The following is a 17,809-nucleotide window of genomic DNA, read 5'->3' as shown; positions in this document are numbered from 1 at the left end:
GTGACCGTCCGTCCCATCCGCCTGTTCGGCGACCCCGTCCTCCGCTCGCCGGCCGATCCCGTCCGGATCGGTTCCGAGGGGATCCGCGAACTCGTCCAGGACCTCGTCGACACCGTCAAGGAGCCCGGTCGTGCCGGCGTCGCGGCGCCGCAGATCGGTGTCGGACTCCGTGCGTTCTCCTACAACGTCGACGGCGAGGTCGGGTACGTCCTCAACCCGGAGCTCGTCGAGACCGCGGGCGAGCCCGAACTCATGGACGAGGGGTGCCTGTCGGTGCCGGGTCTGGCGTACCCGACGCGACGGTTCCCCTACGCCAAGGTGCGCGGCGTCGATGTCGACGGTGCCGAGGTCGTGCTCGAGGGCACCGGCCTGATGGCGGAGGCCCTGCAGCACGAGTGCGACCACCTCGACGGCACGGTGTACGTCATGACGCTCGACCCGGAGACCCGGCGGCAGGCGCTGCGGGACATCCGCGCGCAGGACTGGTTCCACTGACCGCCGAACGCTGACCACCCCCCCCGAACTGGAGCGGGTTTGTCCGCTCAAGGGCGGACAGACCCCGGCGCCGGCGTTGTGTACGGTCACCTGGTACCGCCGCCGTGGCGGTCCAGGTCAGGGGATCAGCAGCATGCAGCAGCGTCACCGCGCGGCACGTCGTCGTACCGCGTCCATCGTCGTCCTCGCCGCCTTCGCGGCACTCGTCGGCACGACCATCAGCGTCGTCCCGGCACCCGAACGGGCAGCCGCAGCCACCCGTGAGGTCGAGTCACCCGACTTCGCCTCCGAGGTCTACGGCGACCCGTGGGACTACTCGAACACCGCCGACCAGAACACCGACGCCGTGGGCACCTCCGCATCGGTCTCCGGTGGCAACCTCCGGGTCGCGCTCCGCTCCGGGGACTCCGTCTCCCTCGTCGACACCGTGAGCGGCAGCCTGCCGTACGGCCGTGACGGCGCCTCGTTGCCGATCGACGCCTCGCGGTACAAGCGGCTGTCGTTCAAGATGAACCAGCCGTTCGACCGGCAGATCGGCGCGGTCTGGTGGTGGACCTGCCGCGAGAAGACCTCCGAGTGCGGTGGCGGCATCACCTTCCCGGTGACGCCGGGCACGAAGGTCTACGACCTGTCGCTGTCATCCGCGTCCACCCTGCAGTCGGGCCGCCCCTGGTCGGGGAAGATCGTCGCGCTCCGTCTCGACCCGGTCGTCCTGCCCGCGGGCAAGTCCGGCACGGCCCTCATCGACTGGACCCGCCTGCGCGGTGCGGGTGGCTCGCACGCCGCCTACCCGCCGGGGACCTACGGGGACGCCGTCGTCGCGCGCCGTCCGCGTCCGGTCGTCGACTCGCCGAACACGCGGCAGGGCGTCGACCTCGCCACCCGACAGCGCGGCAAGCCGTGGGTCTTCACGAGCGCGGGCAACGCGAGCGGCATCGGTGTGAAGTACGCCACGGTGCTCGGCTACGGCGCGGACGGGATGACCGCGCGGAACTCCGGCCAGTACCCCGGCGACTCGCAGCTCTCCCTGCCGGTGTCCCGCTTCAAGGCCGACTCGTACCACCACCTCTCCGTCGAGTACACGTACGACGGCCCGTTCTCGCTCGCGGGGACCCCGGGTGGCGGCAAGATGGCGCGGCTCATCTGGTGGGACCCGTCGTCGACCATCCCGCAGATCGGCAACGACATGCTCACCTGGTCGGGCGGCAACGCCCGTCGGATCGAGATCGACCTGAGTGCCCAGAACGACCTCGACGAGGACGCCCTGAACCCGAAGCTCGGGTGGAAGGGTCGCACCATCTCGCAGCTCCGGTTCGACCCGAACGAGGACCCGGGTGCGCTCACCTGGCACCTCAAGGCCCTGCACCTGCGGACCGACCCGAGCGCGAACGGCGCGACCCTCGTGAAGTTCCACGACGCGGCCTGGGTCTCCGGGGCCAAGGCGACCGTCTCGGTGGCCCGCAGCGGCTCCGGGACGTGGCACACGGTGGCGAAGAACGTCGCCGTCAAGAAGGGGACGAACTCGGTCCGCTGGGCACTGGGCAGCCTCCCCGAGGCCAAGTACCGCGTCCGCGTGTCGATCACACACCCGGGCGTCTCGACGGCCAGCGCGAAGTCGTCGGCCGTCATCGCGATGCGCCGCTGAGCACCCGACCGCGGCCCGTGCGCCGCGGTCGGGTGACACCCGGACGTGGGATTGTCGGTCCTCGTCGAGGACGGAGTACCGTACTCGGGTCGGTCACCCCACCGATGACGATCCCACGCACGAGGACGAGCACGATGGCACCTCAGAACGACGAGCTCAGCTCGCACCGCACCCGCACCAACCGCCGACCCGAACCGGTCTCGACGGGAGCCGCCGCGACGGCGGTCCTCGACCCGATCGACTCGCCGGAGGTCCCGCAGGCGTAGCGGCGCGACCCGACCGGTCCCCGCCGGTCCGGGCGCGCCAGGACCACCGGAGGCCCGTCACCGTTCCCACGGTGACGGGCCTCCGGTGCTCTCACGAGTCAGTGGCGACGGCGCTCCTGCACGACGGGCGTCGACGTCGTCTGCACCTTCGACCCCGAGTAGATGTGGTCGATGTCCGCGGCGAAGTCGCGCAGCACGACCGAGCGCTTCACGGTGAGCTTCGGCGTGAGGTGCCCGGAGGCCTCGGTCAGGTCAGCGTCGACGACCGAGAACGAGCGGATCGACTCCGCGCGCGAGACCCGGCCGTTCGCGGCGTCCACCGCCTCCTGCACGGCCTGCTGCACCCGCTCGTCGTGGACGGCCTGCCGGGGCGTCAGCGCGGGCTCGATCCCGCGCGCCGCACACCAGCCCGGGAGCATCTCGCGGTCGAGCGTGACGAGGGCCGCGACGAACGGCTTGCCCTCGCCCACGACCACGACCTGACCGACCACCGGGTGCTCGCGGACGGCGTCCTCGAGCGGCGCCGGCGCGACGTTCTTGCCGCTCGCGGTGACGATGAGCTCCTTCGCGCGCCCGGTCACGGTGAGGACCCCGTCGGCGTCCAGCCGGCCGAGGTCGCCGGTGCGGAACCAGCCGTCGCGGAACGCCGCCGCCGTCGCCTCCGGGTTCCGCCAGTAGCGGTCGAAGACGTCGACCCCGCGGATCAGGATCTCCTGGTCGTCCGCGATCCGGACCTCCACGCCCGGCAGGGCACGACCGACGGTGCCGATCCGCAGCTCCGTCGCACGGTTCACCGTCGCGGGCGCGGTCGTCTCCGTGAGGCCGTACCCCTCGAGGATGACGACGCCGATCGAGCGGAAGAAGTGGGACAGGCGCGGGGAGAGCGGTGCGGACCCGCTGATCGCGTAGCGGACCCGACCGCCGAGTGCGTCCCGGAGCTTCGCGTACACGAGCTTGTCGAAGAGCCGGAAGCGCAGCGTGAGGCCGAGCGGCACCCGACCGGCCGCGACGGCCTCGGAGTGCGCCACGGCGGTCGCGGCTGCCGCGCGGAAGACCCTGCCCTTGCCCCCGAGGTCGGCCTTCTGCTCGGACGAGTTGTAGATCTTCTCGAACACCCGGGGGACCGCGAGCAGGAAGGTCGGCTTGAAGGTCGACACCGCCCTCAGCAGGTCCTTCGTGTCCGGTTCGTGGCCGACGAGCACGCCGGCGGAGACCGACATCGCGGCGATGAACCGGGCGAACACGTGGGCCATCGGGATGAAGAGCAGGGTGGAGGCGTCCCCGGCCACCACCTCCGACATCGCCTCGGTGGCGTTCTCCACGGTGGCGGTGAAGTTGTCGTGCCGGAGCACGCAGCCCTTCGGGCGCCCGGTCGTCCCGGAGGTGTAGATGATCGTGGCGTCGTCGCGCCCGGACACCGTGGCCGTCCGGCCGTCGAGCTCCTCGTCGCTGACGTCCTCACCGAGGCGGGTCAGGTCGTCGAGACCGCCGCCGTCGATCGTCCAGTGCTGGCCGAGGTGCGGCAGGTCGGCGGCGATGCCGGCGACCCGTCGGGCGTGCTCCTCCTGCTCGACGACGATCGCGACGGACTCGGAGTCGGCCAGGACGTGCCGGATCTGGTCCGGCGCGCTCGTCTCGTACACCGGGACGGACACGAGACCCGCGGTCCACACCGCGAAGTCGACGAGTGTCCACTCCATCCGCGTGCGCGAGAGGATCGCCACGTGGGCGCCGGGCTGCAGCCCCGCTGCGACGAAGCCCTTCGCGATGCCGCGGACGCGCGCGAGGACGTCGGCGGCGCTGATGCCGGTCCAGGTGTCGCCGGTGCGCTCGGCGAGGATCGGACGGTCGGGCGTGAGCTTCGCCCGGTCGGAGAGCAGGCGGGCCGCTGAACCGTGGTCCGGTGCGACCGGGCCGGCGCCGTGTTCGGCAGGGGACCCGCCCCTGCTGGTGGACGTGGTGCGGTCGGCACGCTGATCGGTCACGGCAACTCCCTCGTCGGCCGGTTCGATGTGAGTCCGCTCATCGTCGAGACGGCTCACACTCAGCATAGGACGACTCCTCCGGAGTTCGGTGAGCGTCCACCCGTTCGGTGCGCCGCCGCCGAACCGGTAGGCTGCGTGTTCGTGCATGCCATCGGAATCGACATCGGGGGCACCAAGATCGCGGGAGCGGTCGTCACGGAGCTCGGCGAGATCCTCGCCGAGGACCGCGTCGCCACGAACGCTGCGGACCCGATCGCCATGCTCGACGACGTCGTGTCGATGGTCGAGCGCCTCAGCCTCCAGCACCAGGTCGGTGCGGTGGGGGTCGCGGCGCCGGGCTTCATCGACGCATCGCAGTCGATCGTCTACTACACGCCGAACATCCGCTGGCGGAACGAACCCCTGCGCCAGAAGCTGCAGGAGCGTCTCGGCGACCTGCACATCACCGTCGACAACGACGCGAACGCCGCCGGGTGGGCCGAGTTCCGCTTCGGTGCCGGTCGCCTGGTGTCGGACATGACCATGCTGACCATCGGCACCGGTGTCGGGGGCGCGATCGTCACCGAGGACCGCCTGTTCCGTGGCGGGTTCGGCACCGGCGGCGAGATCGGGCACCTCCGCATCGTCCCGAACGGCCTGCCCTGTGGGTGCGGCGCGCGCGGGTGCATCGAGCAGTACGGCTCGGGCCGCGCCCTCCAGCGGATGGCGAACGACGTCGCGGACGCCGGTGGCATCGGCGTGGCACTGGCCGAGGCCCGTGACGCGAACGGCGGCCACCTGGACGGCGCGGTCGTCGGGGACCTCATCCTGGCCGACGACCCCGGCGCCCTCGCCGCGCTGCGTCGGCTCGGACGGCACCTGGGCGAGGCGTGCGCGTCGTTGTCCGCGGTGCTCGACCCGCAGCTGTTCGTGTTCGGCGGCGGGGTCGCCAGCGCCGGGGACCGGCTGCTCGAGCCGATCAAGCAGGCGTACCTCAACAACCTCCCGGCCCGCGGCTACCACCCGGAGCCGGACTTCGTGATCGCCGAGCTCGTCAACGACGCGGGGGTGGTCGGTGCCGCCGACCTCGCCCGCATCCACGCCCGCACGGCCTGACCACACCCCACCCGACGGAGTCGACGATGCTCTACTGGCTGCTGAAGAACTTCGTGCTCGGCCCGCTCATCCTGACGCTGTTCCGGCCGTGGGTGATCGGCCGCGAGAACGTCCCGCGGTCCGGGCCGGTCATCTTCGCGTCGAACCACGTGTCGTTCATCGACTCCGTGATCCTCCCCGCTGTGCTCGACCGGCGGATGTCGTTCCTCGCGAAGAGCGACTACTTCACCGGCCGCGGGCTGAAGGGCTGGGCGACGAAGACGTTCTTCAACGCGATCGGGCAGCTCCCCATCGACCGCTCCGGCGGCAAGGCATCGGAGGCCTCGCTCCGCACCGGGCTGCAGGTCCTGGCCCGCGGCGAGCAGCTCGGCATCTACCCGGAGGGCACGCGCAGCCCGGACGGCAAGCTCTACCGCGGCCGGACCGGCATCGCCCGGATGGTCCTGGAGGGCCGGGTCGTCGTCGTGCCCGTCGCGATGGTCGGCACCCGCGAGGTCCAGCAGATCGGCCAGAAGTTCCCGAAGTTCAAGCGCGTCGGCGTCGTCTTCGGCAAGCCGCTCGACTTCTCCCGCTTCGAGGGACTCGAGACCGACCGCTTCATCCTCCGCAGCGTCACGGACGAGATCATGCACGAGCTCCGCGGGCTGAGCCGGCAGCAGTACGAGGACGTCTACGCGACGAGCGTCAAGGAGCGCGCGACGACCGCCCGGGAGACCGTCATGCGGGAGCGTCGGGTCACACCCGGACGGTAGGCTCGGACAGTCCCGCAACCGTCGGGACGCCGTCCCGGCGACGGCCGCGTGCGACCAGAACACCGAGGTGCAGCCTTGTCCGAGTCGATCGACTCCCTCACCCTGCAGGACCCTGACGTGATCGCGGGGCTCGACCACTGGCGCACGCTCCCGATCAAGCAGCAGCCGACCTGGCCGGACCCCGCCGCTGCCGAGGCCGCCTCCGCGGAGATCGCCACGCTGCCGCCGCTCGTCTTCGCGGGCGAGGTCGACCAGCTGCGCGACCGCCTGGCCGCCGCCGCCCAGGGCAGGGCGTTCCTGCTGCAGGGCGGTGACTGCGCCGAGACCTTCGCCGGCGCCACCGCGGACTCGATCCGCGACCGCGTGAAGACCATCCTGCAGATGGCCGTCGTGCTCACCTACGGTGCGTCGACCCCGGTCATCAAGATGGGCCGCATGGCCGGGCAGTTCGCGAAGCCCCGGTCGAGCGACCTCGAGACCCGGGGGGACGTCACCCTGCCGGCCTACCGCGGTGACATCGTGAACGGGTACGACTTCACCCCGGAGTCCCGCCAGGCCGACCCGCGTCGGCTCGTGCAGGGCTACCACACGGCGGCGTCCACCCTGAACCTCGTCCGCGCCTTCACGCAGGGCGGGTTCGCCGACCTGCGCCAGGTGCACTCGTGGAACAAGGGCTTCGCGGCGAACCCGGCGAACGCCCGGTACGAGAACCTGGCGGCCGAGATCGACCGTGCCATCCAGTTCATGGCCGCGTGCGGCGCCGACTTCGAGGCGCTCAAGCACGTCGAGTTCTACGCCTCGCACGAGGGCCTGCTCATGGACTACGAGCGCCCGATGACCCGGATCGACTCCCGGTCGGGTCAGGCGTACGACACGTCCGGCCACTTCATCTGGATCGGGGAGCGCACTCGCGACCTCGACGGGGCGCACGTCGACTTCCTGTCCCGCGTGCGGAACCCGATCGGCGTCAAGCTCGGGCCGACGACGAGCGTCGACGACATGCGGGCCCTCATCGAGAAGCTCGACCCGGAGCGCGAGCCGGGCCGCCTGACCTTCATCACCCGGATGGGTGCCGGCCGGATCCGCGACGAGCTCCCGAAGCTGCTCGAGGCGGCCAAGGGCATGGACGCGAACCCGCTCTGGGTGACCGACCCGATGCACGGCAACGGGCTCACCACGCCGAACGGGTACAAGACCCGCCGGTTCGACGACGTCGTGGACGAGGTCCTCGGGTTCTTCGAGGTGCACCGCGCGGTCGGCACGTACCCGGGCGGCATGCACGTCGAGCTCACGGGCGACGACGTCACCGAGTGCCTGGGTGGCTCGGAGCACATCGACGAGGCGACCCTCGCCACCCGGTACGAGTCGCTCTGCGACCCGCGCCTCAACCACATGCAGTCGCTCGAGCTCGCCTTCCTGGTGGCCGAGGAGCTCCGCGCGCACCCGTCCGTCGCGCGCTGATCGACGCCGCCACCAGCGGCGGTCGCCCCGACGCACCCCGCTGACGGACAGGAGGCCCGACACCGGACCGGTGACGGGCCTCCCGTCCGTCCGGCCTCCCGTTCGCCCGGCCGTCCGGTCGTCCGAGGGCTACTGGTCGTAGGCCAGGGTGACGGTGTCGCCCTTGTGCACGGTGGTGCCCGGCGCCGGGTCGGTCGAGCGCACGGGGAGCTTGCTCTCCCAGTCGTAGAACCCGCAGAGGATGTTCGTGCAGTCGGGGTAGGTGACCTCGAGGCCGAGCGCCTCGAGCGTCGAGCGCGCCTCGTCGACGGTGTCGCCGGAGACGTCGGGGAGGGCGATCGGCGCCGGTCCCTGCGAGACGACGACGTCCACGGCCGAGCCCTTCACCGCCGGGTCGTCGGTCACCGTCGCGGACATGACCTGGCCGGTCGGGACGTCCTCGCTGTACTGCTGCGTCTGGGCACCGAGTTCGAGGCCGACGGCGGCGAGGGCGGCCCTGGCGTCGTCGACGGTCTTCCCGGTGACGTCCGGGACGGCTCCGAGTGAGACGGTCAGGGTCACGGGTCCGCGTTCGGGGTAGTGCTCGACCGTGGTCAGGTCGACGGCGCCGGAGCCGTCCCGGCCGGTCGCGGCGATCACGGCGTCGGCGGGCACGTCGGCGGAGAACTCGTACCGCGGGTCCTGCAGCCGGAAGTCGTCGTCGAGGGCGGCCTGCGCGGTGGAGACGGACTGACCGACGATCGCCGGGAGGGCGATCATGCGGGGGCCGCTCGAGACGACGATGCGGACCGCCGTGCCCTTCCGGACCTCGCGGTCCGTGGGCGGCTGGGTCGCGGTGACCAGGCCGGCCTCGACGGACAGGTCGGGACGGCTGGTCGTCGCGGCCGCGGCACGCAGGCCGGTCGACTCGAGGCTCTGGCGCACCTGCTGGACGGTCTTGCCGGCGACGGCGGGGATCCGGACGTTGCCGCCGGGGCCGGGGCCGTACCACGCGGCGATGCCCGCGCCGACGAGCGCGAGGACGACCACGACCACGAGGGCGATCCACCCGCGCTTCCGCCGCTTGACCGACTTGTCCGCGAGCCGCTGCCCGGCGGGGGAGAGCGCGGCGGTGACGGCGCCGGTCCGTCGCGGCCCGGGCGCCGATCGGCCGCCGGGCCGACGCGGCGGGGTCTCCTGCGTCCCGCGGCGGTCGAGCACCGTGGTGTCGTGTTCGCTCGCGTCCTCGACGTCGTCGCCGGAGGTCGCTGCGCCGGCGCTGCCACCCGACGGGAGGATCGCGGTCGCGTTCTCGGGGCGGAGGACGGCCGTCCGGTACTGGCCGGTGGCACGCTGCTGCCCGCCGGCCATGTGGTCGAGCATCTCGCGGGCGTCACGGGGTCGGTCGCGGGGGTCCCGTGCGGTGGCCCAGGCGACGAGGTCGTCGAGCTCCGCCGGGACGCCGGGCAGCGCGGCGCTCGGCGCCGGGACGGTGCCGTTGGCGTGCTGGTAGGCGATCTGCATCGGCTGCTCGCCCTTGTAGGGCTGCTCGCCGGTGAGCATCTCGTAGAGCATGATGCCGAGCGCGTAGATGTCGCTCCGCGAGTCCGCGGCGCCACGGGTGACGAGTTCGGGGGAGAGGTACGCGATGGTCCCGAGCAGGGCCGCACCCGTGGCCGTGTTCGCGGTGGTGGCCCGGGCGAGCCCGAAGTCGCCGAGCTTGATCCGGCCGTCGTCGGCGAGCAGCACGTTCTCGGGCTTCAGGTCGCGGTGCACGATCCCGGCGCGGTGCGCGGACGCCAGCCCGGCGAGGACGGCCCGGAGGATGTCGGTCGCCTGCTCCGGCGTGAGGGCGCGGTGCTCCTGCAGGAGGTCGCGGAGCGTGATGCCCGGGATGTACTCCATGACGATGTAGACGCAGTCGTCCTCGGCACCCTGGTCGTAGACGCCGACGAGGTTGGGGTGGGAGAGGCGGGCGGCCGAACGGGCCTCCTGGATGAACCGCTCCCGGAACGCCTGGTCGTCCGCGAGGTGGCCGTGCATGATCTTGACGGCGACGCGGCGCTCGAGGCGGACGTCGGTGGCGAGGTACACGGTCGCCATGCCGCCCCGCGCGATGCGGGAGCGGACGCGGTACCGCTGATCGATCATGCGACCGATCATCGGGTCCGTGGCGGCGTTCGTGGTCATCTGCGGCATTCTACGAAGCGGTGCACCGGACGAGCACACCGGCGCACCGGTCGTTACACGATCTCGACCGGAGGGATGACCCGGGGATCGGAGTCAGGCCGGGGACGACCGGCTCAGAGCGAGCGGAGCCAGGCGGCCGCCGACTGCTCCCACTGGGCGTAGGCCTTCGGGTACGCGGACAGCTGGACGGCCTGGGCGGCCTCGGTGACGCTCATCGACGACCAGCCGGGGACGTCGAGGAGCCCCCGGGTGACACCCGGGTTGGGGTTCCGCGAGCCGCCGAAGAACAGCTCCGAGGCGTACACGGTGTCCTGGAGCTGCGCGGGCGTCCCCCAGCCCTGGCTCGGCCGCTGCTGGAACAGCCCGACCGAGTCGCGGTCGCCGTGCGCGAGGTTGCGGAGGCTCGACTCCTGCATCGCCGTCGCCAGCGCGATGACGAGCCCGCGGTCGGGCACCCCGAGCGACCGGCCGACGCGGACGATGGTCGCCGCGTTCGCGCGCTGTTCGCTGGACAGGGACGCCCCGCTCGTCGGGAGGACCAGGGTGCCGCCGGCGTAGATCGTGCTCGTGTAGGTCAGACCGTTCGCGGCGAGCAGGGACGCGACGGACACGCCGTGGGTCGTCGCGACCGATGCGATGGTGTCGCCGTCACCGATCGTGACCGAGCCGCCGCGGACGACGGCCGACGACGTGGTCGGGCCGGCGGACGGTGCCACGGGCCCGGCGGTGGTCGCGGTCTTCGTCGCGCTCGCGGTGCCGGCGGGGACGCGGAGGGTCTGGCCCGGGTAGATGACGCTGCGCTGGGACAGCTCGTTCGCGGTGAGGAGCGCGGCGGTCGAGACGCCGACCTTGGCGGCGATCCCCGAGACGGTGTCGCCCTGCTTGACGTGGTAGCTCGCGGTGCCGGACGCCGTGGACTGCGCGGCGCCGACCGGGGTCGATGCGAGGCGGAGCGTCTGCCCGGCGTGGATGATCGTGTTCCAGCCGAGGCCGTTGCGGACGAGGATCTCCTGCGCGGAGAGGCCGTACCGGGCCGCGATGCCGGAGACGGTGTCGCCCTGCTGCACCGTGTACGTCGTCGGCGCGGCGGTGCGCGTCGCGGCGACGGTGGTGGCGACCGGCGTCGCGGGGCGCGCCACGGCCGTGGCGAACACCGGGCGTGACCCGAGGTCCCGGTCCACGTGGACGTCCCGGTCCGCGTCGACGTGACGCTTCCCGGTGTCGTCGTCGTGGCGCTGCTCGGCGTGCGCGATCGGTCCGGTCAGCCCGGCGGTCACGGCGATCGTGCCGGCCAGGACGATCGGCATGGTGGCGAAGCGGGCGGAGCGGATGCGGCGCGCTGCCTCGTCTGCGGTCGTGTCCCTGTCCACGGTCGTTCTCCTGTCTCCGCACGTCGTCGGCACGGGGTGGCTCTGGCGGCCGTGCGCGCACGTCACGCACAGGTGACCACACGCTGACACGCCGGTGGTCCCAAGTCAACCAGAGAGTCGGGTGATGCGGGTGTGACTGCTGTGACTCAGCGGGGAATCGGCCGCCCGACACGACGCTGTTCACCGCCGTGGTGTGCTGCGCGAGCCCGCCCGGCTCTGGCACGATGGTCCCCGTGAGTGCCCTTCCCGGAGACGACGCCCTGTCCGAACGCTGGTTGACCGTGCCCGACCTGGTCGACCTGCTGGGGGTGAGCCCCGGCCGTGTCCACCGTCTGTTCGAGGAGCGCACGCTGCTCCCCGCCCGCGTCGACGGCGTGCTCCGCGTCCCCGTCGAGTTCCTCGACGGCACCGAGCCGCTGCCCGCGTTGCGCGGCACCCTCATCGTCCTCGGCGACAACGGGCTCACCGACGACGAGGCCGTGCGGTGGATGCTGACGCACGACGACGCGATGGGGACGACGCCCGTCGCCGCCCTGCGCGCCAACCGCAAGGCGGAAGTGCGCCGCGCGGCCCAGGCACTGCTCTAGACGCGACCGCCCGACGGACGGGAGGCCCGGGTACCAGCTGGTACCCGGGCCTCCCGTCCGTCTGCGGTGCCGCGCGCGCCCGGTCAGGCGGAGCGGTTGCTGACGGTGTCGGCGAGGGCCGCGAGCTGGTCGCGCGCCGAAGGGGTGAGCGGTGCGGCGTCGAGGGCGGCCTTGGCACGCTGGACGTGCCGGTCGATCGAGCGTTCGACCGCGCTGACCGCACCCGACTCGGTGAGCGTCGCGCGGAGCATCTGCACCTGGTCGTCGTCGAGGTCCGGGTCACCGAGGAGCTCGTCGAGCAGCTGCCGTGCACCGACCGGCAGGGCCTTGCGGGCGGTGGCGACGAGGACGGTGCGCTTGCCCTCGCGGAGGTCGTCGCCGGCGGGCTTGCCGGTCACCTCGGGGTCACCGAAGACCCCGAGCATGTCGTCGCGCAGCTGGTAGGCCACGCCGAGGGGGAGACCGAAGGACCGCAGGCCGTCGAGCTGGTTCGCACTCGCGCCGGCGATGAGCGCTCCGATGAGCAGCGGTGCCTCCACCGAGTACTTGGCGGACTTGAAGACGATCACCCGCTGCGCGCGGACGAGCTGTTCGGCGTCGTCCACGGTCGGCCAGGCGGTCTCCTCGTGGATGTCGAGGTACTGCCCGGCGGTGACCTCGAGCCGCATCGCGTGGAACTCCTGCCGCACGATGCGCGCCCGGACGGGGTCGAGGAGGGCGAGGGCCTCGTCGAACACGGCGTCGCTCAGCGAGAGCAGCAGGTCCCCGAGCAGCAGGGCCGCGTTCGTGCCGTAGAGCGCGCGGTCTCCGACCCAGCCGGACTCGGCGTGGAGCGACTCGTACCGGCGGTGGGCGGCGGGACGACCGCGACGGGTGTCCGACCGGTCCATGATGTCGTCGTGCACGAGGGCCGCGGCGTGGAAGACCTCGAGCGCGGCGGCGGCGGTGACGACGGCCTCGGCGGTCGTCTGGCGGGAGCCCTCGGACAGCGGGTCGAACGAGCCGGAGCGTCCGGCGACGGACTGCCAGCCCCAGTAGCAGAACAGGGCGCGGAAGCGCTTGCCGCCGCCGAGCAGGTCACGCGCGAACCTGTCGAAGGGGAGCAGGTCCGGACTGATCGCCGCGAGGCGGTCGCGCTGCTCGTCGAGAGCCCGATCGATCCGCGCCGAGACGAGGTCCACTAATCGCGTACTCTCAGCCACGGTCCTTACCTTAGTGGGTGGCCCGGTCGTAAGATCGATCCACCCCTTCCACCGCGTCGATCCCAGGAACAAGAGGGAACCAAGATGCCGCTCTCGGAGCAAGAGCAACGACTCCTCGAAGAGATGGAGCGGAGCCTCTACCAGAACGACTCCGACTTCGTGGCGCGCGTCAGTCGCCGCCAGGGCCGTCCGACGTACACCGCGATCACGATCGGCGTCCTGATCGGCCTCGTCGGCGTCGGGGTGATCGTGCTGGGCCTGGTCATCAAGCAGCCCCTGATCGGCGTGCTGGGCTTCGTCGTCATGCTCGGCGGGGTCCTCTTCGCCCTGCGCCCCGGTGGTCGTACCCCGACCGCTCGCCCGACCCGGACCGCGTCGTCCGGACCAGGAGCCCGCGGTGGGGCCCGTCCCGCACGGGGTTCATCCGGCGGCTCCTTCATCGACCGGATGAACGAGCGCTGGGACAAGCGCAACCAGCAGGACTAGCTCCTCCACATCCCTCCACGGGGTCGGCCTTCCGAGGCCGGCCCCGTTTTTCTGTGCCCTCCGAGCGGTCTCGGCACCCTTTTCCCGGGGATTCCCCTCCACTCCGCTCCACCGGCGGCCGTCACGCCACGATCCGCGCAGATCCGGGGGCGCGGGCGTGGTCGGCGCACGCGGGAGACCTCCAGTAGGGGTGCCGGGGCATCTCAGTGGGGCGTGTGCACAGCGGAGTGGAGGGAAGTGGAGTACCGTGGGGGATGACGACGACGAGTGGAGCTGAGGGGAGGCCCCGACGTGCTGCTCGGTACCCATGCCCCGAAGCTCGACGAGAAGGGTCGCGTGATCCTCCCCGCCAAGTTCCGGGACGAACTGTCCGGGGGACTCGTCATGACCCGCGGCCAGGAGCGGTGCGTGGTCGTCTTCAGTGCCAGGACCTTCGAGGAACTCCACGAACGGATCCGCCAGGCACCGATGACGTCGAAGCGCACTCGTGACTACATGCGCCTGTTCCTCTCCGGAGCGAGCGCGGAGCAGCCCGACAAGCAGAACCGCGTCACGATCCCGCAGAACCTCCGCGAGTACGCGGGGCTCGAGCGGGACCTGACGGTCATCGGCAGCGGTGACCGTGCCGAGATCTGGTCGACCAGCGCATGGGAGGCCTACTACGCCGAGGCCGAAGAGGCCTTCGCCGAGAACGACGAGGAGGTGATCCCGGGCATCTTCTGATCCGTGGATCGGGACTCCCAGCCGTGAAGCCCTGACACACCTTCCCCGGTGTCAGGTCGCATGGATGGGGATCCGGACCCGCGGCCCAGGAGGGCAGGGGCGCAGATGAGCACACCCGAACGGTTCCCGCACACCCCCGTCATGCTCGAGCGCATCGTCGACCTCTTCACCCCGACCCTCGAGGGTCCGGGCAAGGTCGTCGTCGACGCGACGCTCGGCATGGGCGGACACTCGGCGGGCCTCCTCGAGCGGTTCCCCGACCTGACCCTGGTCGGCCTCGACCGCGACACCGACGCACTCGGCATCGCGGGGGAGCGGTTGGCTCGTTTCGGCGACCGTGTGCACCTGGTGCACACCGTGTACGACGAACTCCCGGCCGCCCTCGACGGGCTCGGCATCGCGGAGGTCGACGGGGTCCTGTTCGACCTCGGCGTCTCGTCACTCCAGCTCGACCGGGCCGAGCGCGGCTTCGCCTACAGCCAGGACGCGCCGCTCGACATGCGGATGGACCGGACGCAGGGCATCACCGCGGCCGAGGTCCTCGCCGAGTACGACGAGCGCGAACTCCGGCGGATCTTCCAGCGCTACGGCGAGGAGAAGCTCGCCGGCCGCTACGCCAAGGCGATCGTCGAACGCCGGGCGACCACGCCCTTCACGATGTCCGGCGACCTCGTGCAGGTGCTCCACGACGCCACCCCCGTCGCGATCCAGCGCCAGGGGCACCCGGCCAAGCGCGTCTTCCAGGCGCTGCGGATCGAGGTCAACACCGAACTGAGCGTCCTCGAGCGCGCGATCCCCGCCGCGCTCGACCGCATCCGGGTCGGCGGCCGCCTGGTCGTCGAGTCCTACCAGTCCCTCGAGGACCGCATCGTGAAGCGGGCCCTCGTCGAGCGCACGACCTCGAACGCACCGGCCGACCTGCCGGTGGAGCTCCCCGAGCACGCGCCGACCTTCACCCTCGTCGTCAAGGGCGCGGAACAGGCCGACGAGGCGGAACGCGCCGCCAACCCCCGAGCCACCCCCGTGCGCCTGCGCGCGGCCGAGCGGATCCGGAAGTGACATGAGCACGAACCTCGCACTCGTCGACCCTGTCGTCGCCCCGTCGCGTGCCCCGCGCCCGGACCGCGACCGCCGCCCGGAACTCGTCGAGGTCACCCCGACGAAGGCGCAGCGGCGTGCCCGCCCCCGGGTGGCCTACGCCGTGGTGGCCATCGCGGCGCTCGGCGTCCTGCTCCTCGCGCAGCTCGGGATCAGCATGGCGCTCAGCCAGGGCGCCTACACGCTCAGCTCCCTGAAGAGCGAGCAGACCGGGCTGACGCGGACCCAGGCGTCCCTGTCCGAGGACCTCAAGGTGCTCGAGTCGCCACAGAACCTGGCCCGGAACGCGCAGGCCCTCGGGATGATCGCGAACTCGACGCCGGTCTACCTCGACCCGAAGACGGGGACGGTGTACGGCACGCCGAAGCCCGCGACCCCGGAGGAAGCGACGGGGAACACCGCGAACCAGGTCCCGAACGCCCTGCTCGGTGACGTCCCCCTCGCAGCCCAGGCCGGGGACACCGCCACGAGCAAGGAGACCGGCGCCTCGGACACGGCACCGGCGGCCAGCAGCCAGGCCCCTGCCGCTCCGGCCGCCGCCGCTCCGGCACCGGCCGCCGACGCTGGGAACACCGGCGCGGCCAGCGCGTCGGACGAGGGTTCCGCGGGGTCCTCCGTAGAGTCCGACCCGAACCAGCTCCAGGCACCCACGACCCGGTGACCCGGGGCGCAGCTCCATCCCGGAAAGGCCGCTCGTGACGAAGACCCTCCGCTCCCGCCGCCTCCGCTACAGCGTCGTGATGCTCGCCGTCATCGCGCTCGTGGCGGTGTTCGTGGTCCGCCTCGTCGACATCCAGGTCGTGCAGGCCGCGGAACTCACGAAGGCCGCCGAGTCGAAGCGCAGCATCCCCGTGACCCTGTACGGCACGCGGGGCTCGATCGTCGACCGTGACGGCACCGCACTCGCCGAGAGCGTCGTCCGGTACAACATCACGACCTCGCCCCGGTTGGTCAAGGGGTTCGAGGGGAAGCTCGGCGGCAGCCGCGTCAAGGACGTCACCGTCGAGCAGGCACTCGCCGCCGTCGCGCAGGCGTCGGGCGGCGACGTCGCCGAGATGCAGGCGGCCATCGCGGCCGACCCGAAGTCGGACTTCGCCTACCTGGTCAAGGGCATCGACGTGAAGCACTACGAGGCGGTCACCGCGCTCGGCATCCCCTGGGTCTACAAGGAGCAGCAGGCTTCGCGGACGTACCCGACCGCCGCGGCGACGGGCAACATCACCGGCTTCATGGGGACGGACGGCGCCCAGGCCGGCCTCGAGCTCGCGTACCAGAAGTGCCTCGCCGGCACGAACGGCTCCGAGACGTACGAGCGCGGCGAGGACGGGGTGCAGCTCCCGGGCAGCACCGTGACGAAGAAGCGGGCCAAGGACGGCGGCACGCTCGTCACCACCATCGACAGCGACCTGCAGTACATGGCGTCACAGGACATCGCCGACGCCGCACAGCAGCTCAAGGCGGAGTCGGCGACCGCCACCGTCGTCAACGCGAAGACGGGCGAGGTGCTCGCCGTCGCGGACTACCCGACGGTCGACCCGAACGACGTCGACGCGACGACCGACCCCGGTGCGTACGGCTCGCGCGCCCTCACCGCGGCCTACGAGCCCGGCTCCACGATCAAGGCCGCGATCGCCGCCGCGCTCATCGACAAGGGGCTCGCGACCCCGACGACGCAGGCCGTGGTGCCGTACTCCAGGACGTTCCCGTGGGGCGGCACCATCCACGACTCCGAGTTCCACCCGACCGAGAACCTGACGCTCACCGGCATCCTCCGCGACTCCTCGAACGTCGGGATCACCGACCTCGGCGCGAAGCTGTCGACCCAGCAGCGGTACGACGTCATGCGCGACTTCGGCCTCTTCGAGCCCGAGCCCGCCATCGACTACCCGGGCCAGCCGACGATGGACTACGGCGCGAGCCCGCAGTGGGACCAGCAGACCGACATCAACTCCATGTTCGGACAGGGCATCGTCACGACCGCCATGCAGGTGTCGAGCGTCTACCAGACCCTCGCCAACGACGGCGTCCGGATCCCGCTCCACATGGTGAAGGGCTGCGAGACCGCGGACGGCAGGACGATCGACGCGCCCGACGTGCAGGAGAAGCGGGTCGTCTCCGAGCAGGCGGCGTCGCAGACGGTCGACATGCTGCAGAGCGTCGTCACCGGCGGCACACTCGTCGGCATGAAGCCGATCTCCGGCTACAACATCGCCGCGAAGACCGGCACGGCCGAGGTCGCGGACGGCGCGAAGGGCTACGGCGCGGAGCGTGTGATCTCGGTGGCCGGAATGGCACCCGCCGAGGACCCCCAGTATGTTGTCACGGTGACGTTCACGAAGCCGCAGACCACCAAGTGGTCGAGCGGAGCGGCTCCGGCGTTCCGCACACTCATGTCCCAGGTGCTCGAGAAGTACCGAGTCGCCCCCTCCACGACAGAGGCGCGGACCTACCCGTCCACCTGGTAGCCGCACTGTC

General features: G+C 71.7%; 16 protein-coding genes. 12 read left to right on the top strand and 4 right to left on the bottom strand.

What is annotated here, in order from left to right; translation table 11 throughout:
- The 3 genes from DEJ16_RS13280 (at nucleotide 1) to DEJ16_RS16015 (ending at nucleotide 2,406) form a co-directional block, all read left to right on the top strand.
- Nucleotides 1–495 carry a peptide deformylase gene (locus tag DEJ16_RS13280; protein ID WP_110825259.1) on the top strand — a complete coding sequence of 165 codons (495 nt, stop codon included), beginning with the start codon at nucleotides 1–3 and terminating at the stop codon, nucleotides 493–495.
- 133 nt (nucleotides 496–628) lie between these two features.
- Nucleotides 629–2,140: a hypothetical protein gene (locus DEJ16_RS13275; RefSeq protein WP_110825260.1), complete on the top strand. Its 1,512-nt coding sequence runs from the start codon at nucleotides 629–631 to the stop codon at nucleotides 2,138–2,140.
- Nucleotides 2,141–2,274: 134 nt separating this feature from the next.
- Complete coding sequence (locus DEJ16_RS16015; RefSeq protein ID WP_258365980.1) at nucleotides 2,275–2,406, top strand: hypothetical protein; 132 nt, start codon at nucleotides 2,275–2,277, stop codon at nucleotides 2,404–2,406.
- Between the two features lie 98 nt (nucleotides 2,407–2,504).
- Here DEJ16_RS16015 and DEJ16_RS13270 read toward each other — a convergent pair whose 3' ends face one another.
- Nucleotides 2,505–4,391, bottom strand: coding sequence for an AMP-dependent synthetase/ligase (locus DEJ16_RS13270; protein ID WP_375232122.1), 1,887 nt, complete (start codon nucleotides 4,389–4,391; stop codon nucleotides 2,505–2,507).
- Nucleotides 4,392–4,532: 141 nt separating this feature from the next.
- On the opposite strand from DEJ16_RS13270, the gene DEJ16_RS13265 reads away from it, so the two are divergent.
- From DEJ16_RS13265 to DEJ16_RS13255, 3 genes are all read left to right on the top strand, one after another.
- The gene (locus DEJ16_RS13265) at nucleotides 4,533–5,486 is read left to right on the top strand and encodes an ROK family protein (RefSeq protein WP_110825507.1); all 954 of its coding nucleotides are present in this window, start codon (nucleotides 4,533–4,535) and stop codon (nucleotides 5,484–5,486) included.
- 26 nt (nucleotides 5,487–5,512) lie between these two features.
- Complete coding sequence (locus DEJ16_RS13260) at nucleotides 5,513–6,238, top strand: 1-acyl-sn-glycerol-3-phosphate acyltransferase (RefSeq protein ID WP_110825262.1); 726 nt, start codon at nucleotides 5,513–5,515, stop codon at nucleotides 6,236–6,238.
- Between the two features lie 117 nt (nucleotides 6,239–6,355).
- Nucleotides 6,356–7,699: a class II 3-deoxy-7-phosphoheptulonate synthase gene (locus DEJ16_RS13255; RefSeq protein ID WP_110825508.1), complete on the top strand. Its 1,344-nt coding sequence runs from the start codon at nucleotides 6,356–6,358 to the stop codon at nucleotides 7,697–7,699.
- Between the two features lie 129 nt (nucleotides 7,700–7,828).
- Here DEJ16_RS13255 and pknB read toward each other — a convergent pair whose 3' ends face one another.
- Nucleotides 7,829–9,868, bottom strand: a complete 2,040-nt coding sequence (pknB, locus tag DEJ16_RS13250) for a Stk1 family PASTA domain-containing Ser/Thr kinase (RefSeq protein ID WP_110825509.1) — start codon at nucleotides 9,866–9,868, stop codon at nucleotides 7,829–7,831.
- Nucleotides 9,869–9,981: 113 nt separating this feature from the next.
- Nucleotides 9,982–11,238 (bottom strand): LysM peptidoglycan-binding domain-containing protein, encoded by a 1,257-nt coding sequence (locus tag DEJ16_RS13245; protein WP_258365979.1) that lies wholly within the window; start codon nucleotides 11,236–11,238, stop codon nucleotides 9,982–9,984.
- 233 nt (nucleotides 11,239–11,471) lie between these two features.
- Here DEJ16_RS13245 and DEJ16_RS13240 point away from each other — a divergent pair, with 233 nt between their 5' ends.
- Nucleotides 11,472–11,825 (top strand): Rv2175c family DNA-binding protein, encoded by a 354-nt coding sequence (locus tag DEJ16_RS13240; RefSeq protein ID WP_258365978.1) that lies wholly within the window; start codon nucleotides 11,472–11,474, stop codon nucleotides 11,823–11,825.
- 83 nt (nucleotides 11,826–11,908) lie between these two features.
- Here DEJ16_RS13240 and DEJ16_RS13235 read toward each other — a convergent pair whose 3' ends face one another.
- Nucleotides 11,909–13,027, bottom strand: a complete 1,119-nt coding sequence (locus tag DEJ16_RS13235) for a polyprenyl synthetase family protein (protein WP_110825264.1) — start codon at nucleotides 13,025–13,027, stop codon at nucleotides 11,909–11,911.
- 84 nt (nucleotides 13,028–13,111) lie between these two features.
- On the opposite strand from DEJ16_RS13235, the gene DEJ16_RS13230 reads away from it, so the two are divergent.
- The 5 genes from DEJ16_RS13230 (at nucleotide 13,112) to DEJ16_RS13210 (ending at nucleotide 17,799) form a co-directional block, all read left to right on the top strand.
- Complete coding sequence (locus tag DEJ16_RS13230) at nucleotides 13,112–13,513, top strand: DUF3040 domain-containing protein (protein ID WP_110825265.1); 402 nt, start codon at nucleotides 13,112–13,114, stop codon at nucleotides 13,511–13,513.
- Nucleotides 13,514–13,804: 291 nt separating this feature from the next.
- A complete protein-coding gene (gene mraZ, locus DEJ16_RS13225) occupies nucleotides 13,805–14,236 on the top strand; it encodes a division/cell wall cluster transcriptional repressor MraZ (RefSeq protein ID WP_110825266.1) in 432 nt (143 codons plus the stop codon).
- A gap of 105 nt (nucleotides 14,237–14,341) precedes the next feature.
- The gene (gene rsmH, locus DEJ16_RS13220) at nucleotides 14,342–15,295 is read left to right on the top strand and encodes a 16S rRNA (cytosine(1402)-N(4))-methyltransferase RsmH (protein WP_110825267.1); all 954 of its coding nucleotides are present in this window, start codon (nucleotides 14,342–14,344) and stop codon (nucleotides 15,293–15,295) included.
- A 1-nt stretch (nucleotide 15,296) separates the two neighbouring features.
- Nucleotides 15,297–15,995: a hypothetical protein gene (locus DEJ16_RS13215; protein ID WP_110825268.1), complete on the top strand. Its 699-nt coding sequence runs from the start codon at nucleotides 15,297–15,299 to the stop codon at nucleotides 15,993–15,995.
- 34 nt (nucleotides 15,996–16,029) lie between these two features.
- Nucleotides 16,030–17,799, top strand: a complete 1,770-nt coding sequence (locus DEJ16_RS13210) for a penicillin-binding protein 2 (RefSeq protein WP_110825269.1) — start codon at nucleotides 16,030–16,032, stop codon at nucleotides 17,797–17,799.
- The last annotated feature ends 10 nt before the right edge of the window (nucleotides 17,800–17,809 follow it).

The sequence above is a fragment of the Curtobacterium sp. MCJR17_055 genome (genome assembly GCF_003224335.1).
Taxonomy (GTDB): Bacteria; Actinomycetota; Actinomycetes; order Actinomycetales; family Microbacteriaceae; genus Curtobacterium.
The sequence above is the reverse complement of the archived record's forward strand: the minus strand, read 5'-3'. Positions and strand labels throughout refer to the sequence as shown.